Source organism: Pseudomonas sp. GW822-FHT07A10 (genome assembly GCF_058798795.1).
Genome location: NZ_JBXAKV010000002.1, coordinates 325,579 through 343,779 on the forward strand (window position 1 = coordinate 325,579; position 18,201 = coordinate 343,779).

Genomic DNA, 18,201 nt, shown 5'->3' on the forward strand with positions numbered 1-18,201 from the left:
CGACTACCTGTCACAGGGGTGCACATAACTGTAATACGTTGGTCATAATGGCCGCTTATAACTGTCACGCTCGCCCGCCAGCGCGGGCTCAGGAGTCTGCCGTGAGCTTTACCCCCGCCAACCGTTTGTTTCCTGCAACCCGCCTGCGTCGCAACCGTCGTGATGATTTTTCGCGTCGTCTGGTCCGTGAAAACGTACTGACCGTCGATGACCTGATCCTGCCGGTGTTCGTGCTGGACGGTGAAAACCGTCGCGAAGCAGTGGCGTCGATGCCGGGCGTCGAACGCCTGACCATCGACCTGTTGCTGGAAGAGGCTGCCAAATGGGTCGAGCTGGGAATTCCTGCGCTGGCACTGTTCCCGGTGACGCCGCCGGAACTCAAGTCACTGGATGCCGCCGAAGCCTGGAACCCCAACGGCATCGCCCAGCGCGCTACCCGCGCTCTGCGTGCGCAGTTCCCGGAGCTGGGTGTGATCACCGACGTCGCCCTGGACCCGTTCACCACTCATGGTCAAGACGGCATCCTCGACGAGGAAGGCTACGTGCAGAACGACATCACCGTCGACGCACTGGTTAAGCAGGCTTTGTCCCACGCCGAAGCCGGCGCTCAAGTGGTGGCTCCGTCAGACATGATGGACGGCCGCATTCAGGCGATCCGCGAAGCGCTGGAGCTGGCGGGGCACGTTAATGTGCGGATCATGGCCTACTCGGCCAAGTACGCCAGTGCCTACTACGGCCCGTTCCGCGATGCGGTGGGTTCGGCGTTGAACCTGGGCAAGGCCAACAAGGCCTCCTATCAGATGGACCCGGCCAACAGCAACGAAGCCCTGCACGAAGTGGCGGCCGACTTGTCAGAAGGCGCAGACATGGTCATGGTCAAGCCAGGCATGCCGTATCTGGATATTCTTTATCGGGTCAAGGAAGCGTTCAAAGTGCCGACCTTTGTGTATCAGGTCAGCGGCGAATACGCCATGCACATGGCGGCGATCCAGAATGGCTGGTTGAGCGAAGGGGTTATCCTCGAATCCCTGACCGCTTTTAAACGTGCAGGCGCAGATGGCATCCTGACTTACTTTGCCGTCCGTGCTGCTCAATTGTTACGAGAGCAAAAATAGCCCTCCCAGGAACATTCGATGAATACCGAAGGACTCACTGAAGTTGCCGTAAAAGACGCTCAACCTGTGGTGGAGCAAATCGCTGAAACTCCGCCGGAGCTGGAGCCCGCTCCACCTGCGGTGGTGGCCGAGCCCGTTGTGGCGGCGCCAGCGATTGCCATTCCCGGTCTGGATGACAGCAGCCTGTACATCCATCGCGAGCTCTCGCAACTGCAGTTCAACATCCGCGTGCTGGAACAGGCGCTGGATGAGTCCTACCCATTGCTGGAGCGGCTGAAGTTTCTGCTGATCTTCTCCAGCAACCTGGACGAGTTCTTCGAGATTCGTGTGGCCGGCCTGAAGAAGCAGATCACCTTCGCCCGTGAACAGGCCGGCGCCGATGGCCTGCAGCCGCATCAGGCCCTGGCCCGCATCAGCGAATTGGTGCACGGTCACGTCGACCGCCAATACGCGATCCTCAACGACATTCTGTTGCCGGAACTGGAAAAACATCAGGTCCGCTTCATCCGTCGTCGTTACTGGACTACCAAGCTCAAGACTTGGGTCCGCCGTTATTTCCGCGACGAGATCGCGCCGATCATCACCCCGATCGGTCTCGACCCGACGCACCCGTTCCCGTTGCTGGTGAACAAGAGCCTGAACTTCATCGTCGAGCTCGAAGGCATCGACGCCTTCGGTCGCGATTCCGGCCTGGCGATCATCCCGGCGCCGCGTCTGCTGCCGCGGATCATCAAGGTGCCGGAAGAAGTCGGCGGCCCGGGTGACAACTATGTATTCCTGTCGTCGATGATCCACGCGCACGCCGATGACCTGTTCCAGGGCATGAAGGTCAAGGGCTGCTACCAGTTCCGCCTGACCCGGAACGCCGACCTCGCGGTCGATACCGAAGACGTGGAAGACCTGGCCCGCGCCCTGCGCGGCGAGTTGTTCTCCCGTCGCTACGGTGATGCGGTGCGGCTGGAAGTGGCCGACACCTGCCCGAAACACCTGTCCGATTACCTGCTCAAGCAGTTCAACCTGCAGGAAACCGAGCTGTATCAGGTCAACGGTCCGGTCAACCTGACCCGGCTGTTCAGCATCACCGGCCTGGACAGTCATCCGGAGCTGCAATACACGCCGTTCACCCCGCAGATCCCGAAACTGCTGCAGAACAGCGAGAACATTTTCAGCGTGATCAGCAAGCAGGACATCCTGCTGCTGCACCCGTTCGAGTCCTTTACCCCGGTGGTCGACTTGCTGCGTCAGGCGGCCAAGGATCCACACGTGTTGGCGGTTCGCCAGACGTTGTATCGCAGCGGCGCCAACTCGGAGATCGTCGATGCGCTGGTGGATGCGGCGCGTAACGGCAAGGAAGTGACGGCGGTGATCGAATTGCGCGCGCGGTTCGATGAAGAATCCAACCTGCAGCTGGCCAGCCGTCTGCAGGCGGCCGGCGCCGTGGTGATTTACGGCGTGGTCGGCTTCAAGACCCACGCCAAGATGATGCTGATTCTGCGTCGCGAAGCCGGCGAGATTGTTCGCTACGCTCACTTGGGTACCGGCAACTACCACGCGGCCAACGCCCGTCTGTACACCGACTACAGCCTGCTGACCTCTGACGATGCCTTGTGCGAAGACGTCGGCAAACTGTTCAGCCAGTTGATCGGCATGGGTAAAACCCTGCGCATGAAAAAACTGCTGCACGCGCCGTTCACGTTGAAGAAGGGCATGCTCGACATGATTGCCCGGGAGACGCAATTCGCCCTCGACGGCAAACCGGCGCACATCATCGCCAAGTTCAACTCGCTGACCGATCCAAAGGTCATCCGCGCGTTGTACAAGGCCAGCCAGTCCGGGGTACGCATCGATCTGGTGGTGCGCGGCATGTGCTGCCTGCGACCGGGCATCGCCGGGGTATCGCACAACATCCACGTACGTTCGATCATCGGTCGTTTCCTGGAGCACACCCGGGTTTTCTACTTCCTCAATGGCGGTGAAGAGCAGATGTTCCTGTCCAGTGCCGACTGGATGGAACGCAACCTCGACAAGCGCGTCGAGACTTGCTTCCCGGTCGAGGGCAAGAAGCTGATTTTGCGGGTCAAGAAAGAGCTGGAGCTTTATCTTACCGACAACACCCACAGCTGGAGCCTGCAGTCGGACGGTCGCTACGTCCGCAACACGCCGACCGGCAACCAGAACCCGCGCAGCGCCCAGGCCACCTTGCTGGAGCGGTTGGGCAGCCCGATTCTGGCGGTGCGTTAACGCAAACCTTGGGCGATAAAAAATGGCGATCCATGTGGATCGCCATTTTCATTTCCACCACCGTCCCTTGTAGGAGCTGGCTTGCCAGCGAATGGCTTTCAAGTCATGCATCCATTTCAAGGACGCCTTCGCCAGCAAGCCGGCTCCTACAGGACCGTGTTCGGCGACCATTTTCGGTTTTTTAGCGAACGTTCAACACGAAGCTGACGCGGGTCAGCCATTCGGCTTCCAGGGCGAAGTCGGCCTGGGTCAACTGGTTGTCATCCAGCCAATGTTCCGGGAATAACACATCCAGGCTGTCGCCGTTGGCGTGCAGCACGACCTGTGGCATTTCCTGGGTGCCACGGATGTGGTGGAACAGAATCGCAAAGCGCAGCAGCACGCACAGGCGAATCAGCTTGATGCCGTCGTCGCCAAAATCGGCAAACCTGTCCTTGGGAATATTACGACGGTGGCCACGCACCAGTAGCGCGAGCATCAGTTGGTCTTCGCGGGAGAACCCGGCCAGGTCCGAGTGCTCGATCAGGTAGGCGCCGTGTTTGTGGTACTGATAGTGAGCGATGTCCAGGCCCACTTCATGGACCTTGGCTGCCCAGCTCAGCAGTTCGCGCCAGACGCCATCATCCAGCTCCCAGTCCGCGGCCACTTGATCGAAGGCATGCAGCGCCTTGCGTTCGACCCGCGCGGCTTGCTCCAGATCGACGTGGTAACGCTCCATGAGCGAGCTGAGCGTGCGCTCACGGACATCTTCGTGATGATGACGGCCCAGCAGGTCATAGAGCACGCCTTCGCGCAGGGCGCCCTCACAGTGGTCCATGCGTTGCAGTTCGAGGGCGTCGAAGATCGCTTCGAGAATCGCCAGCCCGGCGGGGAAGATCGCCCGGCGGTCGGGCTTGATGCCTTCGAAGTCGATTTTCTCGACATCGCCGAGTTTGATCAGCTTGCGCTTGAGCCAGGCCAAGCCTTCGGCGTTCACCTCGCCAGTGCCATGCCCGCCGGCCTTCAGCGCCAGGCCAATGGCGCGAATGGTGCCCGAGGAGCCGATGGCTTCATCCCAGGTCAGGCGGTGCAGGGCGTGTTCGATGCTCATGATCTCCAGGCGCGCCGCGGTGTACGCCTGGGCGTAGCGGGCCGGGGTGATCTTGCCGTCCTTGAAATAGCGTTGGGTGTAGCTGACGCAACCCATTTGCAGGCTTTCGCGCAGCAGCGGTTCAAAGCGCTGGCCAATGATGAATTCAGTACTGCCGCCGCCGATGTCGGCCACCAGGCGTTTGCCCGGGGTGTCGGCGAGGGTGTGGGAGACGCCGAGGTAAATCAGGCGCGCTTCTTCGCGACCGGAAATGACTTCTACCGGATGGCCGAGGATTTCTTCGGCCCGATGGATGAATTCACCGCGGTTACGGGCTTCGCGCAGGGCGTTGGTGCCGACGATCCGCACGGTGCCGGGCGGCATACCGCTGATCAGTTGGGCGAAACGCTTCAGGCAATCGAGCCCGCGTTGCATGGATTCTTCGCTGAGTTGACGCTCTTCGTCGATGCCGGCGGCCAGCTGAACCTTCTCCCCGAGACGCTCGAGAATCCGGATTTCGCCGTTCTGGGCCTTGGCCACGACCATGTGAAAGCTGTTGGAGCCCAGGTCGATTGCGGCGATCAGGGACAGATTCTTGACTTGGGATAGCGGCATGGTCAGGGGGTCTCGGTCGATAACCTCGACATCCTGCCACGATCAAACGCTCGCGCCAACGCGCAGAGTTGAAAGCCTTGATCCAACCCTGTGGCGAGGGGGCTTGCCCCCGTTCGGCTGCGCAGCAGTCGTAAAACCTGCATGCGCGGTCTATTTGGAGTTGATGTGAAAGGTTTTGGGGCTACTTCGTAGCCCAACGGGGGCAAGCCCCCTCGCCACAGGGGTGTCAGCCCGCCGCCTCCACGGTCCCAATGAAGTTCGCCAGCTCCGCCGTCTGCGGATTGGCAAACAACACCTTCGGATCTCCCACCTCATGCACCTTGCCCTGGTGCATGAACACCAATTTGTCGCCCACCTCCCGGGCAAAACGCATCTCATGGGTGACCATGATCAATGTCATACCCTCCCTGGCCAGTTGCCGGACCACGCTCAACACTTCATTGACCAGTTCCGGGTCCAAGGCCGAGGTGATTTCGTCGCACAGCAAGACTTTCGGCGACATGGCCAGCGCCCGGGCGATCGCCACCCGCTGTTGCTGGCCGCCAGAGAGTCGATCCGGGAAGGCGTCGAATTTCTCGCCCAGCCCGACCCGTTCCAGCATCTGTCGCGCCAGCTCGGTGGCTTTGGCTTTCGGCACTTTCTGCACCACTTGTGGCGCAAGCATGACGTTTTCGCCGACGGTCAGGTGCGGGAACAGGTTGAACTGCTGGAACACCATCCCGACTTTCTGCCGCAGGCTGCGCAGGTCGGCGCGGGCGGCGTCGAGGTATTCGCCGTCGACTTCGATCACACCGTCATTGATCGATTCCAGACCATTGAGGGTGCGCAGCAAGGTGGACTTGCCCGAGCCGCTGCGACCGATGATCGCCACCACCTGGCCTTCCTCGATACTCAGATCGATGCCTTTGAGTACATGGTGGTCGCCGTAATATTTATGCAGGGCGGAAATTCTAAGCAGAGGCATGCAGTCTCCTTTCCAGGTAGCGCGCACTGAGGGACAAGGGGTAGCAGAGCAGGAAGTAACCGAGGGCGACGAGGCCGTAGACCATAAAGGGTTCGAAGGTCGCGTTGGCGAGCATGCCGCCGGTCTTGGTCAGTTCGGTGAAGCCGATGATCGAGGTGACGGCGGTGCCCTTGACCACTTGCACCGAGAAGCCCACGGTCGGCGCCACGGCGATGCGCAGCGCTTGTGGCAGGATCACGTAACGCAATTGCTCCAGCGGGTTGAGCGCCAGGCTCGATGAGGCTTCCCACTGGCCATTGGGGATCGAGTCGACGCAACCGCGCCAGATCTCCGCCAGGTAGGCGCTGGTGAACAGTGTCAAGGCAATCGCCGCCGCCATCGACGGTGAAATTTCCACACCGGCCAAGGCCACACCGAAGAACACCAGAAACAGCTGCATCAACAGCGGCGTGCCCTGGAACAATTCGATGTAGGTGCGGGCGAAGTGGCTGGGCAGGGATTTCTTAGAAATCCGCATCACCATGATCAGCAAACCGATCAGCCCGCCACCGATAAACGCCACCAGCGACAATGCCAGCGTCCATTGCAGGCCCGTGAGCAGGTTGCGCAGGATGTCCCAGAAGGTGAAATCGCTCATTGGCTGCTCCTTGCACTGCTTTTGGACAGGTAGCGGCGGCCGATCCAGTTCAGCAATTGGCGGATCAGCAGCGCCATGCACAGGTAGAGCAGCGTGGTCAGGGCGTAGGTTTCAAAGGCGCGAAAGTTACGCGACTGAATGAAGTTGGCGGCGAAACTCAGCTCTTCGGTGGCGATCTGCGAACAGACCGCCGAGCCGAGCATGACGATGATGATCTGGCTGCTCAGGGCCGGCCAGACTTTGCCCAGTGCCGGCAGCAGAACCACGTGGCGGAAGGCTTCGAAGCGGCTCATCGCCAGGGCGGCCGCGGCTTCCAGCTGCCCGCGGGGGATCGCCTGAATGCCGGCGCGGATGATCTCGGTCGAATAGGCGCCCAGGTTGATCACCATCGCCAGCACCGCCGCCTGCCATTCGGAAATCTGCAGGCCCAGCGACGGCAAACCGAAGAAGATGAAAAACAACTGCACCAGAAAGGGTGTGTTGCGGATCAACTCGACGTAGACCCCGAAAATGCCGGCGAACGGGCGGATGTTCCACGCCCGCACCAGTGCGCCGATGATGCCCAGAGCGACCCCGAACACCGCGCCAACGGCCGTCAGCTCAAGGGTGAACAACGCACCGCGCAGCAGCAGGTCGGTGTTTTCCACCACCGGCAAAAAATCGAACTGATAAGCCATAAGTCGTCTCCCGCGCGAACGATCAGAGATCGGCCGGCAGCGGTTCTTTCAGCCAGGTTTGCGAGTTCTTCTCCAGCGCACCGTCAGCCTTGGCGGTGGTGAGGATCTGATTGACCTTGTCCAGCAACGCCGGCTCGTTCTTGTTCACGCCGACGTACACCGGCGAGTCCTTGAGCTTCACTTTCAGGGCCGGTACGCGTTTCGGGTTTTTCTCGCTGATGGCTACCATCACCACGTTGCCGCTGGCGATCAGGTCGACCTGGCCCGCGAGGTAGGCGGCGATGGTCGAGTTGTTGTCTTCGAAGCGTTTGATGGTCACGCCTTCCGGGGCGACTTTGGTCAGCTCGATGTCTTCGATGGCACCACGGGTGACGCTGATGGTTTTGCCCTTGAGATCGTCCAGACCCTTGATGGCGGCGTCTGGCGGACCGAATACGGCGAGGTAGAACGGCGCGTAGGCGCGGGAGAAATCGATGACTTTCTCACGTTCAGGGTTCTTGCCGAGGCTGGAAATCACCAGGTCGACCTTGCCGGTGGTCAGGAACGGGATGCGGTTGGTGCTGTTGACCGGGGTCAGTTCGAGTTTGACCTTGAGTTGGTCGGCCAGCAGTTTGGCGGTATCGATGTCGAGGCCGCGCGGTTTCATGTCCGGGCCGACCGAACCGAACGGCGGGAAGTCCTGGGGCACGGCGACTTTAAGGGTGCCGCGTTTGACCACATCCTCCAGACCGTCGGCGTGGGCGGGTGCCTGGCTCAGCATCAGGCTGGCAAACAGGGCGGCGAGGAGGGCGCTGTAACGCTGGGTCATGGCAAATCTCCGGATCGGCGGGAAGTGATTTCTGCGGATCGACAGAGCACGGGCCATGCCAAGATTCGGTTTCAGGGGTTGCAGGCCACGGTTTTGCTGGTGTTGCTCGGTCTTACTGGTCTGAACAGTTGAGTGGCATTTCGCACCTTGATGGCGCAACCGTGAAAACTCCCGAACCCCCATGGGGCACGACTTGCCGGACGTCGCGAATAGCTTTACAACTAGCCGCTCATTGGCCTGGTTCGTCTGAAGAAACCATGAACTCGATCTCCCGCGCAGTACCTGAAGTGGCGCTGCAAGCCATCCGCAAACTGATCACCGAGCAAGGTTTCGGGGCGGGTGATGCCTTGCCCTCGCAACGGGACCTGGCGGTGCAATTGGGGGTCAGCCGGGCGTCGTTGCGCGAGGCGTTGTCGTCCCTGAGTGCGCTGGGCGTGATCAGCATCCAGCCGGGCAAGGGCGTATTCGTGCAGTCACCGGTCGATCTGCCCCGGGGCGATGCGGTGCCGGGCTGGCCATTCGCGGCCCAGGCATCGCCGCTGGACATCTTCCAGTTGCGCTATGCGCTGGAGGGTTTTGCCTCGGGTTTGGCGGCCGTGACCCTGAGCACCGAGGATCTTGATGCCCTGGAAGACAACGTCGCCGCCATGCGCAACGAACTGCGTGCCGCCAACTTCGATGCAGCGGCGCGACTGGACTTCGAGTTTCACCGGCGCATCCTCCTGGCCAGCGGTAATCAGGCGATGCTGAGCATCCTGACAGCCAGCGCCGACATCTTTCTGGAGAGCCAGAAGCTACCGTTCATCCGGGCCGAACGGGCCATGGAAACCTGGCAGGAACACCGTAAAATCCTCCGTGCACTGGCGCGCCGATCGTCCGGTGCCGCACAGAAGGCCATGCAGGAGCATGTGCGCAACGCCGCCCTGCGCACTGGGATTGCCTTCGTCGCTCCCGCCACCTCGTGACTTGAGCTATACCCAAATTCATGGGCCACCATAGCGAGACTCAATCATCTGCGGCTTCCTGAACGGGGGAAGGGCAGCTATGATGGGCCACGTTTTTTTGCTTACAACCTGGAGACTTCCATGAGCAGCGATCTTATCAAACACGTTAGCGACGCTAGCTTCGAGGCCGACGTACTCAAGGCCGAAGGCGCTGTACTGGTCGACTACTGGGCTGAGTGGTGCGGCCCTTGCAAAATGATCGCTCCTGTCCTGGACGAAATTGCCGAGACCTACAAAGGCAAGCTGACCGTTGCCAAACTGAACATCGACGAGAACCAGGAAACCCCGGCCAAGCATGGCGTGCGTGGTATCCCGACGCTGATGCTGTTCAAGAACGGCAACGTCGAAGCCACCAAGGTCGGTGCGCTGTCGAAGTCGCAATTGGCCGCTTTCCTCGACGCCAACATCTAAGCGTTGTTATAAAGCGTCATGAAAAGGCCCCGCATTATGCGGGGCCTTTTCGTTATTGAGGGCTAGACGCTCCGAAACTCAGGTGGTACATTCGGCCCCGCACTGGTTTCTCCACTGCCCCCTGCTAGCCGTCGCCGACGCACTCCTTTTCGAATAAGTACGCGATCCTGTCGCCTTCTCTGCGGCGCGGCCTCATTAAGCCAAAAGCTTAATTTCCCCCCTCCATAAATGATTACGTCATTCCTATATGAATCTGACTGAACTCAAGCAAAAGCCGATTACCGAACTGCTCGAATTGGCCGAACAGATGGGCATAGAAAATATGGCCCGTTCGCGCAAGCAGGACGTGATTTTCTCCCTGCTCAAAAAGCACGCTAAAAGCGGCGAGGAAATCTCCGGTGATGGCGTGCTGGAGATTCTCCAGGACGGCTTCGGCTTCCTGCGCTCCGCTGACGCTTCCTATCTCGCCGGCCCGGACGATATCTACGTCTCGCCGAGCCAGATCCGTCGCTTCAACTTGCGCACCGGTGACACCATCGTTGGCAAGATCCGTCCTCCGAAGGAAGGCGAGCGGTATTTCGCGCTGCTCAAGGTCGACACGATCAACTACGATCGTCCCGAGAACGCGAAAAACAAGATTCTCTTCGAGAACCTGACCCCGCTGTTCCCGACCGTGCGCATGAAGATGGAAGCCGGTAACGGTTCCACCGAAGACTTGACCGGTCGTGTCATCGACCTGTGCGCCCCGATCGGCAAAGGCCAGCGCGGCCTGATCGTTGCTCCGCCGAAAGCCGGTAAAACGATCATGCTGCAGAACATCGCGGCAAACATCGCGCGTAACAATCCTGAAGTTCATCTGATCGTGCTGTTGATCGACGAGCGTCCGGAAGAAGTGACCGAAATGCAGCGCACCGTGCGCGGCGAAGTGGTTGCCTCGACGTTCGACGAGCCGCCAACCCGCCACGTGCAGGTTGCCGAAATGGTGATCGAGAAGGCCAAGCGCCTGGTCGAGCACAAGAAGGACGTGGTGATTCTGCTCGACTCCATCACCCGTCTGGCGCGTGCCTACAACACCGTGATCCCGAGCTCCGGCAAGGTGCTGACCGGTGGTGTCGATGCCCACGCCCTGGAGAAACCGAAACGTTTCTTCGGTGCTGCACGGAACATCGAAGAAGGCGGCTCGCTGACCATCATCGCTACCGCGCTGGTTGAAACCGGTTCGAAGATGGATGAAGTGATCTACGAAGAATTCAAAGGCACCGGCAACATGGAACTGCCTCTGGATCGCAAGATCGCCGAAAAACGTGTGTTCCCGGCCATCAACATCAACCGTTCCGGTACTCGCCGCGAAGAGTTGCTGACAGCCGACGACGAACTGCAGCGTATGTGGATCCTGCGCAAACTGCTGCACCCGATGGATGAAGTCTCTGCCATCGAGTTCCTGGTCGACAAGCTGAAACAGACCAAGACCAACGACGAGTTCTTCCTGTCGATGAAGCGCAAGTAAGTCGAACAGGCCAAAAAGCCGGGGAAACCCGGCTTTTTGCTATCTGATTTTTGATCAACGGCAGTTCGTGGTTCTGAACTGAGGGGTTCGGCGCTAAACTGCCACCCCCGAACGCCACGGCCAAAACGAGGCTCACGCATGCAGTATCGCGACTTGCGCGACTTTATCAGCGGCCTGGAACAGCGCGGCGAACTCAAGCGCATCCAGGTTCCGGTGTCCCCAGTGCTCGAAATGACCGAGGTCTGCGACCGCACATTGCGCGCCAAAGGCCCGGCCCTGCTTTTCGAAAAGCCCACGGGTTATGACATCCCTGTGCTCGGCAATCTGTTCGGTACGCCTGAGCGCGTGGCGCTGGGCATGGGTGCAGAGGCGGTGAGCGAGTTGCGCGAAATCGGCAAGTTGCTGGCGTTCCTCAAGGAGCCCGAGCCGCCGAAAGGTTTGAAGGACGCCTGGTCCAAGCTGCCGATCTTTCGCAAGATCATCTCGATGGCGCCGAAAGTCGTCAAAGACGCGGTGTGCCAGGAAGTGGTCATCGAAGGCGACGATGTCGACCTCGCGATGTTGCCGGTGCAGACCTGCTGGCCAGGCGATGTCGGCCCGCTGATCACTTGGGGCCTGACTGTCACCAAAGGTCCGAACAAGGATCGCCAGAACCTCGGCATCTACCGTCAACAGGTGATCGGTCGCAACAAGGTGATCATGCGCTGGTTGAGCCACCGTGGCGGCGCGCTGGATTACCGCGAATGGTGCGAAAAACACCCCGGCCAGCCGTTCCCGGTGTCCGTGGCGCTGGGCGCTGACCCGGCCACCATTCTTGGCGCCGTGACACCGGTGCCGGACAGCCTCTCCGAATACGCTTTCGCCGGTCTGCTGCGGGGCAATCGCACCGAACTGGTGAAATGCCGCGGCAACGACCTGCAAGTACCGGCCACGGCTGAAATCATCCTCGAAGGCGTGATTCATCCGGGCGAAATGGCCGATGAAGGTCCGTACGGCGACCACACCGGCTACTACAACGAAGTCGACAGCTTCCCGGTGTTCACCGTCGAGCGCATCACCCATCGGATCAAGCCGATCTACCACAGCACCTACACCGGCCGTCCGCCGGATGAGCCGGCGATTCTCGGTGTGGCGCTGAACGAAGTGTTCGTGCCGATCCTGCAGAAGCAATTTCCGGAGATCACTGACTTCTACTTGCCGCCCGAAGGCTGCTCGTACCGCATGGCCATCGTGACCATGAAGAAGTCGTATCCCGGCCACGCCAAGCGGGTAATGCTCGGTGTCTGGTCGTTTTTGCGACAGTTCATGTACACCAAGTTCGTTATCGTCACCGACGACGATATCAACGCACGGGACTGGAACGACGTGATCTGGGCCATCACCACGCGCATGGACCCCAAGCGCGACACGGTGATGATCGACAACACGCCGATCGACTACCTGGACTTCGCCTCGCCGGTCTCCGGCCTGGGTTCGAAGATGGGGCTCGATGCCACGCATAAATGGCCAGGCGAAACCACCCGCGAGTGGGGCCGGGTCATCGTCAAGGATGAAGCCGTTACCCAACGGATCGATGCCATCTGGAATCAGTTAGGAATAGATTGATGCGTGTAACCTTGCAGCCCTCCGGAGCAGTGCTTGAGATTCTGCCCGGCGAGCGGATTCTCGATGGCGCGCGTCGCCTGGGCTATGAATGCCCGCAAAGCTGTCGTAACGGCAATTGCCATGTGTGCGGCGCGTTGCTGGTGGAAGGGCGGGTCGAACAGGCTGGCGATGTGCGCGACCATGGCGAGTTCTACACTTGCATTGCAGAGCCGCTGGAAGACTGCATCGTGTTGTGGGATGGCGTGCTCGCGCTGGGAGAACTGCCGGTGCGCAGCGTGTCGTGTCAGGTCATTGAATGCAGGGACGTCGGTGGCGATACCTGGCGCGTGCGTCTGCGTGCGCCAGCGGGCAAGCCACCGCGCTATCACGCCGGCCAGTACCTGATGATCGAGCGTGAGAATGGCGAGAAATCCGCTTTTTCCCTGGCCTCAGCACCGCATTCCGGCCGCGACCTGGAAATTCATGTGCTGGCGCGCGAAAGCAGCGCGCTGAGCCTGATCGAACAGCTCCAACGCAACCCGATGGTGCGGATCGAGATGCCGTTCGGCGACACCCATCTGGCGGAACTGCCGAACGGTCCTCTCGTACTGATTGCTGCCGGTACCGGCATGGGCCAGATCCACAGCCTCATCGAACATTGTCGCGCCACGGGCTTCAAGCATCCGGTGCACCTGTATTGGGGCGTACGTCGTCCCGAAGACTTTTATGAGATCGAACATTGGGATGAATGGCTGAAGCTGCCCAATCTGTTCCTGCATAAAGTCGTCAGCGATCAATGTGGTTGGCAGGGGCGTTGCGGCATGTTGCATGAGGCGGTGTGTGAAGATTTCCCTGATCTGAAAGCACTGCACGTCTATGCCAGCGGCTCTCCAGCCATGGTCTATGGCACGCTCGATGCTTTGGTCGAAGCGGGGATGGATGCCCATCAAATGCGTGCCGATGTATTTGCTTACGCCCCGCGATCATAGGTGCGTGAACCGTTCTAGAAGCGCACCCCGGTTGTCACCATGGCGGCATTGAAGCCGAGCAATACCAGCTCGGCTGCCAATGGTCCGTAGTGTGCCCCGACTGAAGGAATGATCACCGGCGCGACCCCGAAGTGATTCAGAGGGATCTTGTCCTGAGACTTGCCGCTGTAACCTTGCAACAGACCACCGGTGAGTTTTATGTACACGGGATAGTCAGCACTCTCGTAGCGTTTGCCCGCATACGCATAATATGAACGCTGGCTGAACGAGTTGCGAAAAGTTGCGCCACCAAACAACCAACCGGACGCTTGCTCGCGCTCAAGACCGATGAGGTCCTGATTGTTATTGTGGTCGGAGTCGGGGGAGAAGTGTCTGGTATAGACGCTGGCCTGCAAATACCAGGAGCCGGTGTCTTTCGCAGAGGTGTCCTCGGCCAGCGAGTGCTGCGCCGTGAGCATTAGAAGTAACCCGTAAATCCATGGTGTTTTCATTATTCAGGCCTTTGAGGCAGTTTGGTTTGCGTCTTTGGGTGGCCGTTATACGCGACGTAAAGCTGCAATGGGTAGGCGGTAAATCCGAAGGGTTTGTAGGTGTTTTCTCCTAAGTGAGCTTTATCCTAGACGCGCCGAATGCTTATGTATATTTCGTTCTGGTATTTAAGAATTCTCTTAAATGATATTAGGGTATATAGCCAAGCCCTCCAGCTTCAGTATTGGATTTTTTATGGGGGGCGCAAGGTCATAGGGCGCTTAGTACTTTTCGTTTTAGTATTACTGCTATATGTTCTATGAAGTGAAAGTTGTTTATATTTTGTAATAATTGCTGGGCCGAAATTTCATTGCCATGAGCGCCATCGAATCTGCTTTTTTGAATCTGGCTTACCCTCCGCGGCTCGATCTGGGGCCGCAGCTTACACACGAACAATTGCTCAGCTCGATGCAGTCGACCATGGCGCGCCACAAGGGTGGGCCGGTCTGGCTATTCGCGTATGGTTCGCTGATCTGGCGGCCTGAATGTGTGGCGGTTGAGCGAGTGCGCGGCCGGGTGCATGGCTACCATCGTGGTTTGTACCTGTGGTCCCACGAGCATCGCGGCACGCCGGAAGTGCCGGGGCTGGTATTTGGCCTGGATCGCGGTGGTTCGTGCAGCGGGTTCGCCTATCGCTTGCCCGAAGAACAACTCGAGGCTTCACTTTATGCGCTCTGGCAGCGCGAGATGCCATTCCCTTCCTATCGTCCACACTGGCTCAACTGCCGTCTTGAAAACGGAAACCAGGTTCAGGCATTGGGATTTGTATTGGAGCGGCACCTGCCCAGCTATGCCGGCAACCTGCCAGATCACGTGCTGAGCCAGGTATTCGAGAACGCTTGCGGGCGCTATGGCACCACTCGCGAGTATGTCGAGCAGACCGCCCACGCCCTGCGTAGCCACGCCATGCCAGACCGGAATCTGGAGGCGCGGCTCAAGCGCTGCAAATCAAAGGCAGATCAGGCGAGCGCTTCGCGGCCCTGACTGGCGGCGTTTTTGTGGCCCAGGGTGGGTGCCAGGAACGCCATCGCCAGCAGGCAGGCAACGACCAACAGAATGAAGCCGCCATCCCAGCCGAAATAGTCCACGGTGTAGCCCATCATGGCGCTGGCCGCGACGGAACCACCCAAGTAACCGAACAGGCCGGTAAAGCCTGCGGCCGTACCCGCGGCCTTCTTCGGCACCAGTTCCAGCGCCTGCAGGCCGACCAGCATCACCGGGCCGTAGATCAGGAAGCCGATAGCGAACAGCGAGATCATGTCGATCATCGGGTTGCCCGGCGGATTCAGCCAATACACGATCGTCGCAACGGTCACCAACGCCATGAACACCATGCCGGTCAGGCCACGGTTGCCACGGAAGATCTTGTCCGACATCCAGCCGCACAGCAGCGTGCCGGGAATGCCCGCCCACTCGTACAGGAAGTAAGCCCACGACGTCTTGTCGAAGTCGAAGTGCTTGACCTCTTTGAGGTAGGTCGGCGCCCAGTCCAGAATGCCGTAGCGCAGCAGGTAGACGAAAACGTTAGCCAGTGCGATGAACCAGAGCATTTTGTTGCGCAGCACGTATTTGACGAAGATGTCCTTGGCGCTGAATTCCTCTTCGTGACTGGCGTCGTAGCCTTCCGGGTAATCGTTTTTGTACTTCTCAATCGGCGGCAGGCCCGTCGACTGCGGAGTATCGCGCATCACAATGAAGGCAAACACGGCGACCAACAGCGCCACGGCAGCCGGTACGTAGAACTTGCTGTGCCAGTCGTTGAACCAGCCCATGCCCAGAATCGCCAGCGGGCCGATCAAGCCACCGCCAACGTTATGCGCGGTGTTCCAGACCGAAACCACACCGCCACGCTCTTTCTGCGACCACCAATGCACCATGGTTCGCCCGCTCGGCGGCCACCCCATGCCTTGTGCCCAGCCGTTGATGAACAGCAGGATGAACATCATGGTCACGCTGGACGTGGCCCAAGGTGCGAAACCGAAAACGAACATCACCGCGGCGGACACCACCAGGCCAAAGGGCAGGAAGTAACGCGGGTTGGAGCGGTCGGACACGATGCCCATCAGAAACTTGGACAGGCCATAGGCGATTGCAATCGCCGACATCGCCACACCCAGCTGGCCTTTTGTATAGCCTTGGGCGATCAGGTCCGGGAACGCCAGGGTGAAGTTCTTGCGCAGCAGGTAGTAACCGGCATAGCCAATGAAAATCCCGGCGAAGATCTGCCAGCGAAGGCGTCGGTAGGTGCTGTCTATTTTTTCTTCAGGCAATGGAGCCTGATGTGCGGCAGGACGAAAGAAAGCAAACATTCAAGAGCTCCAGATTTCTTGTTTTGACTGCGGATGCGAATGTTACAGTTTCGTTACCGAAAATAGCACCGGTTCGCATCGGCAAAACAGCGGAAATGTTGGAGATTGCATGTTCCTTTATGAACATGTCGCTCAGGTATAAATGAGAGTCGGTACGGGGATGACGGAGCCAGGTCGCAGTCTGCGACCTGGCTGGAAAACGATCAGCGAACCTGCACGACCACCTTCCCCACTGCCTTGCGCTGGCCAAGATCATTGATCGCCTGCGCCGCATTGCTCAGTGGATACACCTGCGACACCAGCGGCTTCAACTTGCCTTCGGCGAACCAGTGAAACAACTGCTGGAAGTTCGCCGCGTTGTCCTGTGGTTGGCGCTGGGCAAACGAGCCCCAGAACACGCCGACCACTGCGGCACCTTTGAGCAGTGCCAGGTTCACTGGCAGTTCGGGGATACGTCCGCTGGCGAAACCGACCACCAATAGACGGCCGTTCCAGGCGATGGCGCGGATGGCCTGGTCGAACAGGTCGCCGCCCACCGGATCGTAGATCACGTCGGCGCCCTGGCCGTCGGTCAGGCGTTTGATTTCGTCCTTGAGGCTGGTTTCGCTGTAGTTGATCAGCTCATCGGCGCCGGCGGCTTTGGCTACCGCGAGTTTTTCCGCACTGCTGGCGGCGGCGATCACCCGGGCGCCCATGGCTTTGCCGATTTCCACGGCGGCGAGGCCGACGCCGCCGGACGCGCCGAGCACCAGCAAGGTTTCGCCGGGTTGCAGGTTGCCCCGTTGCTTGAGGGCGTGCATCGAAGTGCCGTAGGTCATGCTGAAAGCGGCAGCAGTGTTGAAGTCCATCGATGGCGGGATCGGCAGCACGTTGTAGCCCGGCACCGCGACCTGCTCGGCGAAACTGCCCCAGCCAGTCAGGGCCATGACCCGGTCACCGACCTTGAGGTGGCTGACCTTTTCCCCCACAGCGCTGACCACGCCAGCCGCTTCGCCACCCGGTGAAAACGGGAAGGGCGGTTTGAACTGGTATTTGCCCTCGATGATCAGCGTGTCCGGGAAATTCACCCCGGCGGCGTGCACGTCCAGCAGGATTTCGTTCTTCTTCGGGGCGGGGCTGGCGACGTCTTCCAGCACCAGCGATTCGGCAGGGCCGAAGGCTTTGCACAGCACGGCTTTCATCAGGGCTATTCCTTTGGGAGTGATGGCCGATAAGTGTAGGTGTGTGAGTTAACGGGTCAACGAGCATGCCCGGCCCTGATAGTCAGCCATAAGCTTGTGCTTGAGCGGCGGGTCGTTATGCTAGGCCGCAAACCGGATAAGGAGCGAATTGTGAAAGCGTGGATCATGTTGATGCTGGCCCTGTCTCTGCCTGTGGCAGCGATGGCCGAAGAAGCCAAAGAAGGTGAAGCCCCGAAGGTCAACTACATCACCCTGAGCCCGCCGTTCGTGGGCAACTATGGGTTGGATGGCACGCCGAAGCTCAAGGTCTACAAGGCCGATGTGGCGCTACGGGTGACCGGTGACGAGGCGACCAAGGCGGTGAAGGCCAATGAGCCGTTGATCCGCAATCAGCTGGTGGCGTTGTTTGCCCAGCAGACCACTGAAACCATGAACAACGTCGAAGCCAAGGAAAAGCTGCGTCAGGAAGCCTTGAAGCAGACCCAGCAAGTGATGAACGACGAGACTGGCAAACCGGTGGTTGAGGATCTGTTGTTCAACAACCTCATTATCCAGTAAGACT

Annotated in this window: 17 protein-coding genes; 9 read left to right on the forward strand and 8 right to left on the reverse strand. The window is 59.6% G+C overall.

Translation table 11 applies throughout. The annotated features are described in order from the left end of the window. The first annotated feature begins 101 nt into the window (after positions 1 to 101). On the forward strand, positions 102 to 1,115 hold the full coding sequence (gene hemB / locus AC1RL4_RS04975; RefSeq protein WP_019580521.1) for a porphobilinogen synthase: 1,014 nt from the start codon (positions 102 to 104) through the stop codon (positions 1,113 to 1,115). An 18-nt stretch (positions 1,116 to 1,133) separates the two neighbouring features. Beyond that, positions 1,134 to 3,356, forward strand: coding sequence for a polyphosphate kinase 1 (ppk1, locus tag AC1RL4_RS04980; RefSeq protein WP_018927564.1), 2,223 nt, complete (start codon positions 1,134 to 1,136; stop codon positions 3,354 to 3,356). A 181-nt stretch (positions 3,357 to 3,537) separates the two neighbouring features. Here ppk1 and ppx read toward each other — a convergent pair whose 3' ends face one another. From ppx to AC1RL4_RS05005, 5 genes are all read right to left on the reverse strand, one after another. Continuing rightward, on the reverse strand, positions 3,538 to 5,040 hold the full coding sequence (gene ppx / locus AC1RL4_RS04985) for an exopolyphosphatase (protein ID WP_019580522.1): 1,503 nt from the start codon (positions 5,038 to 5,040) through the stop codon (positions 3,538 to 3,540). A 226-nt stretch (positions 5,041 to 5,266) separates the two neighbouring features. Beyond that, positions 5,267 to 6,004 carry an amino acid ABC transporter ATP-binding protein gene (locus AC1RL4_RS04990; protein ID WP_018927566.1) on the reverse strand — a complete coding sequence of 246 codons (738 nt, stop codon included), beginning with the start codon at positions 6,002 to 6,004 and terminating at the stop codon, positions 5,267 to 5,269. Then, a complete protein-coding gene (locus AC1RL4_RS04995; RefSeq protein WP_230173255.1) occupies positions 5,991 to 6,641 on the reverse strand; it encodes an amino acid ABC transporter permease in 651 nt (216 codons plus the stop codon). The genes AC1RL4_RS04990 and AC1RL4_RS04995 overlap by 14 nt, the downstream gene beginning before the upstream one ends. Beyond that, positions 6,638 to 7,318: an amino acid ABC transporter permease gene (locus tag AC1RL4_RS05000; RefSeq protein ID WP_019580523.1), complete on the reverse strand. Its 681-nt coding sequence runs from the start codon at positions 7,316 to 7,318 to the stop codon at positions 6,638 to 6,640. Before AC1RL4_RS05000 ends, AC1RL4_RS04995 begins: the two co-directional genes overlap by 4 nt. Positions 7,319 to 7,340: 22 nt before the next feature. Beyond that, entirely contained in the window at positions 7,341 to 8,126 is a 786-nt protein-coding gene (locus tag AC1RL4_RS05005; RefSeq protein ID WP_018927568.1) for a transporter substrate-binding domain-containing protein, read from the reverse strand. A gap of 257 nt (positions 8,127 to 8,383) precedes the next feature. On the opposite strand from AC1RL4_RS05005, the gene AC1RL4_RS05010 reads away from it, so the two are divergent. From AC1RL4_RS05010 to AC1RL4_RS05030, 5 genes are all read left to right on the forward strand, one after another. After that, entirely contained in the window at positions 8,384 to 9,091 is a 708-nt protein-coding gene (locus AC1RL4_RS05010; protein ID WP_019580526.1) for a FadR/GntR family transcriptional regulator, read from the forward strand. Positions 9,092 to 9,211: 120 nt separating this feature from the next. Next, positions 9,212 to 9,541 (forward strand): thioredoxin TrxA, encoded by a 330-nt coding sequence (gene trxA, locus AC1RL4_RS05015; protein WP_003206727.1) that lies wholly within the window; start codon positions 9,212 to 9,214, stop codon positions 9,539 to 9,541. A 247-nt stretch (positions 9,542 to 9,788) separates the two neighbouring features. Continuing rightward, positions 9,789 to 11,048, forward strand: a complete 1,260-nt coding sequence (gene rho / locus AC1RL4_RS05020) for a transcription termination factor Rho (RefSeq protein WP_007899384.1) — start codon at positions 9,789 to 9,791, stop codon at positions 11,046 to 11,048. A gap of 138 nt (positions 11,049 to 11,186) precedes the next feature. Continuing rightward, the gene (ubiD, locus tag AC1RL4_RS05025; protein ID WP_019580527.1) at positions 11,187 to 12,653 is read left to right on the forward strand and encodes a 4-hydroxy-3-polyprenylbenzoate decarboxylase; all 1,467 of its coding nucleotides are present in this window, start codon (positions 11,187 to 11,189) and stop codon (positions 12,651 to 12,653) included. Continuing rightward, positions 12,653 to 13,621, forward strand: coding sequence for a CDP-6-deoxy-delta-3,4-glucoseen reductase (locus AC1RL4_RS05030; RefSeq protein WP_019580528.1), 969 nt, complete (start codon positions 12,653 to 12,655; stop codon positions 13,619 to 13,621). Before ubiD ends, AC1RL4_RS05030 begins: the two co-directional genes overlap by 1 nt. 14 nt (positions 13,622 to 13,635) lie before the next feature. Here the strand turns inward: AC1RL4_RS05030 and AC1RL4_RS05035 are convergent, their stop codons facing one another. Next, the gene (locus AC1RL4_RS05035; protein ID WP_019580529.1) at positions 13,636 to 14,079 is read right to left on the reverse strand and encodes a hypothetical protein; all 444 of its coding nucleotides are present in this window, start codon (positions 14,077 to 14,079) and stop codon (positions 13,636 to 13,638) included. Positions 14,080 to 14,464: 385 nt separating this feature from the next. Between AC1RL4_RS05035 and AC1RL4_RS05040 the strand changes: the two genes are divergently transcribed. Next, the gene (locus tag AC1RL4_RS05040) at positions 14,465 to 15,133 is read left to right on the forward strand and encodes a gamma-glutamylcyclotransferase (RefSeq protein WP_019580530.1); all 669 of its coding nucleotides are present in this window, start codon (positions 14,465 to 14,467) and stop codon (positions 15,131 to 15,133) included. Here the strand turns inward: AC1RL4_RS05040 and glpT are convergent. Together glpT and AC1RL4_RS05050 are read right to left on the reverse strand one after the other, a co-directional pair. Next, a complete protein-coding gene (glpT, locus tag AC1RL4_RS05045; RefSeq protein ID WP_204124173.1) occupies positions 15,109 to 16,458 on the reverse strand; it encodes a glycerol-3-phosphate transporter in 1,350 nt (449 codons plus the stop codon). The two genes, AC1RL4_RS05040 and glpT, sit on opposite strands and share 25 nt — an antisense overlap. A 203-nt stretch (positions 16,459 to 16,661) precedes the next feature. Beyond that, positions 16,662 to 17,639 (reverse strand): NADPH:quinone oxidoreductase family protein, encoded by a 978-nt coding sequence (locus AC1RL4_RS05050; RefSeq protein WP_019580532.1) that lies wholly within the window; start codon positions 17,637 to 17,639, stop codon positions 16,662 to 16,664. Between the two features lie 150 nt (positions 17,640 to 17,789). Between AC1RL4_RS05050 and AC1RL4_RS05055 the strand changes: the two genes are divergently transcribed. Beyond that, entirely contained in the window at positions 17,790 to 18,197 is a 408-nt protein-coding gene (locus AC1RL4_RS05055; protein WP_019580533.1) for a flagellar basal body-associated protein FliL, read from the forward strand. Positions 18,198 to 18,201: the final 4 nt, after the last annotated feature.

Coding starts and splice junctions, on each gene's coding strand:
- AC1RL4_RS05000 (WP_019580523.1), bottom strand. CDS start 7,318: ATGGCTTATCAGTTCGATTTTTTGCCGGTGGTGGAAAACACCGACCTG.
- AC1RL4_RS04990 (WP_018927566.1), bottom strand. CDS start 6,004: ATGCCTCTGCTTAGAATTTCCGCCCTGCATAAATATTACGGCGACCAC.
- ppx (WP_019580522.1), bottom strand. CDS start 5,040: ATGCCGCTATCCCAAGTCAAGAATCTGTCCCTGATCGCCGCAATCGAC.
- ppk1 (WP_018927564.1), top strand. CDS start 1,134: ATGAATACCGAAGGACTCACTGAAGTTGCCGTAAAAGACGCTCAACCT.
- AC1RL4_RS05040 (WP_019580530.1), top strand. CDS start 14,465: ATGAGCGCCATCGAATCTGCTTTTTTGAATCTGGCTTACCCTCCGCGG.
- trxA (WP_003206727.1), top strand. CDS start 9,212: ATGAGCAGCGATCTTATCAAACACGTTAGCGACGCTAGCTTCGAGGCC.
- AC1RL4_RS05035 (WP_019580529.1), bottom strand. CDS start 14,079: ATGCTCACGGCGCAGCACTCGCTGGCCGAGGACACCTCTGCGAAAGAC.
- rho (WP_007899384.1), top strand. CDS start 9,789: ATGAATCTGACTGAACTCAAGCAAAAGCCGATTACCGAACTGCTCGAA.
- AC1RL4_RS05005 (WP_018927568.1), bottom strand. CDS start 8,126: ATGACCCAGCGTTACAGCGCCCTCCTCGCCGCCCTGTTTGCCAGCCTG.
- AC1RL4_RS04995 (WP_230173255.1), bottom strand. CDS start 6,641: ATGAGCGATTTCACCTTCTGGGACATCCTGCGCAACCTGCTCACGGGC.
- ubiD (WP_019580527.1), top strand. CDS start 11,187: ATGCAGTATCGCGACTTGCGCGACTTTATCAGCGGCCTGGAACAGCGC.
- AC1RL4_RS05050 (WP_019580532.1), bottom strand. CDS start 17,639: ATGAAAGCCGTGCTGTGCAAAGCCTTCGGCCCTGCCGAATCGCTGGTG.
- AC1RL4_RS05030 (WP_019580528.1), top strand. CDS start 12,653: ATGCGTGTAACCTTGCAGCCCTCCGGAGCAGTGCTTGAGATTCTGCCC.
- glpT (WP_204124173.1), bottom strand. CDS start 16,458: ATGTTTGCTTTCTTTCGTCCTGCCGCACATCAGGCTCCATTGCCTGAA.
- AC1RL4_RS05010 (WP_019580526.1), top strand. CDS start 8,384: ATGAACTCGATCTCCCGCGCAGTACCTGAAGTGGCGCTGCAAGCCATC.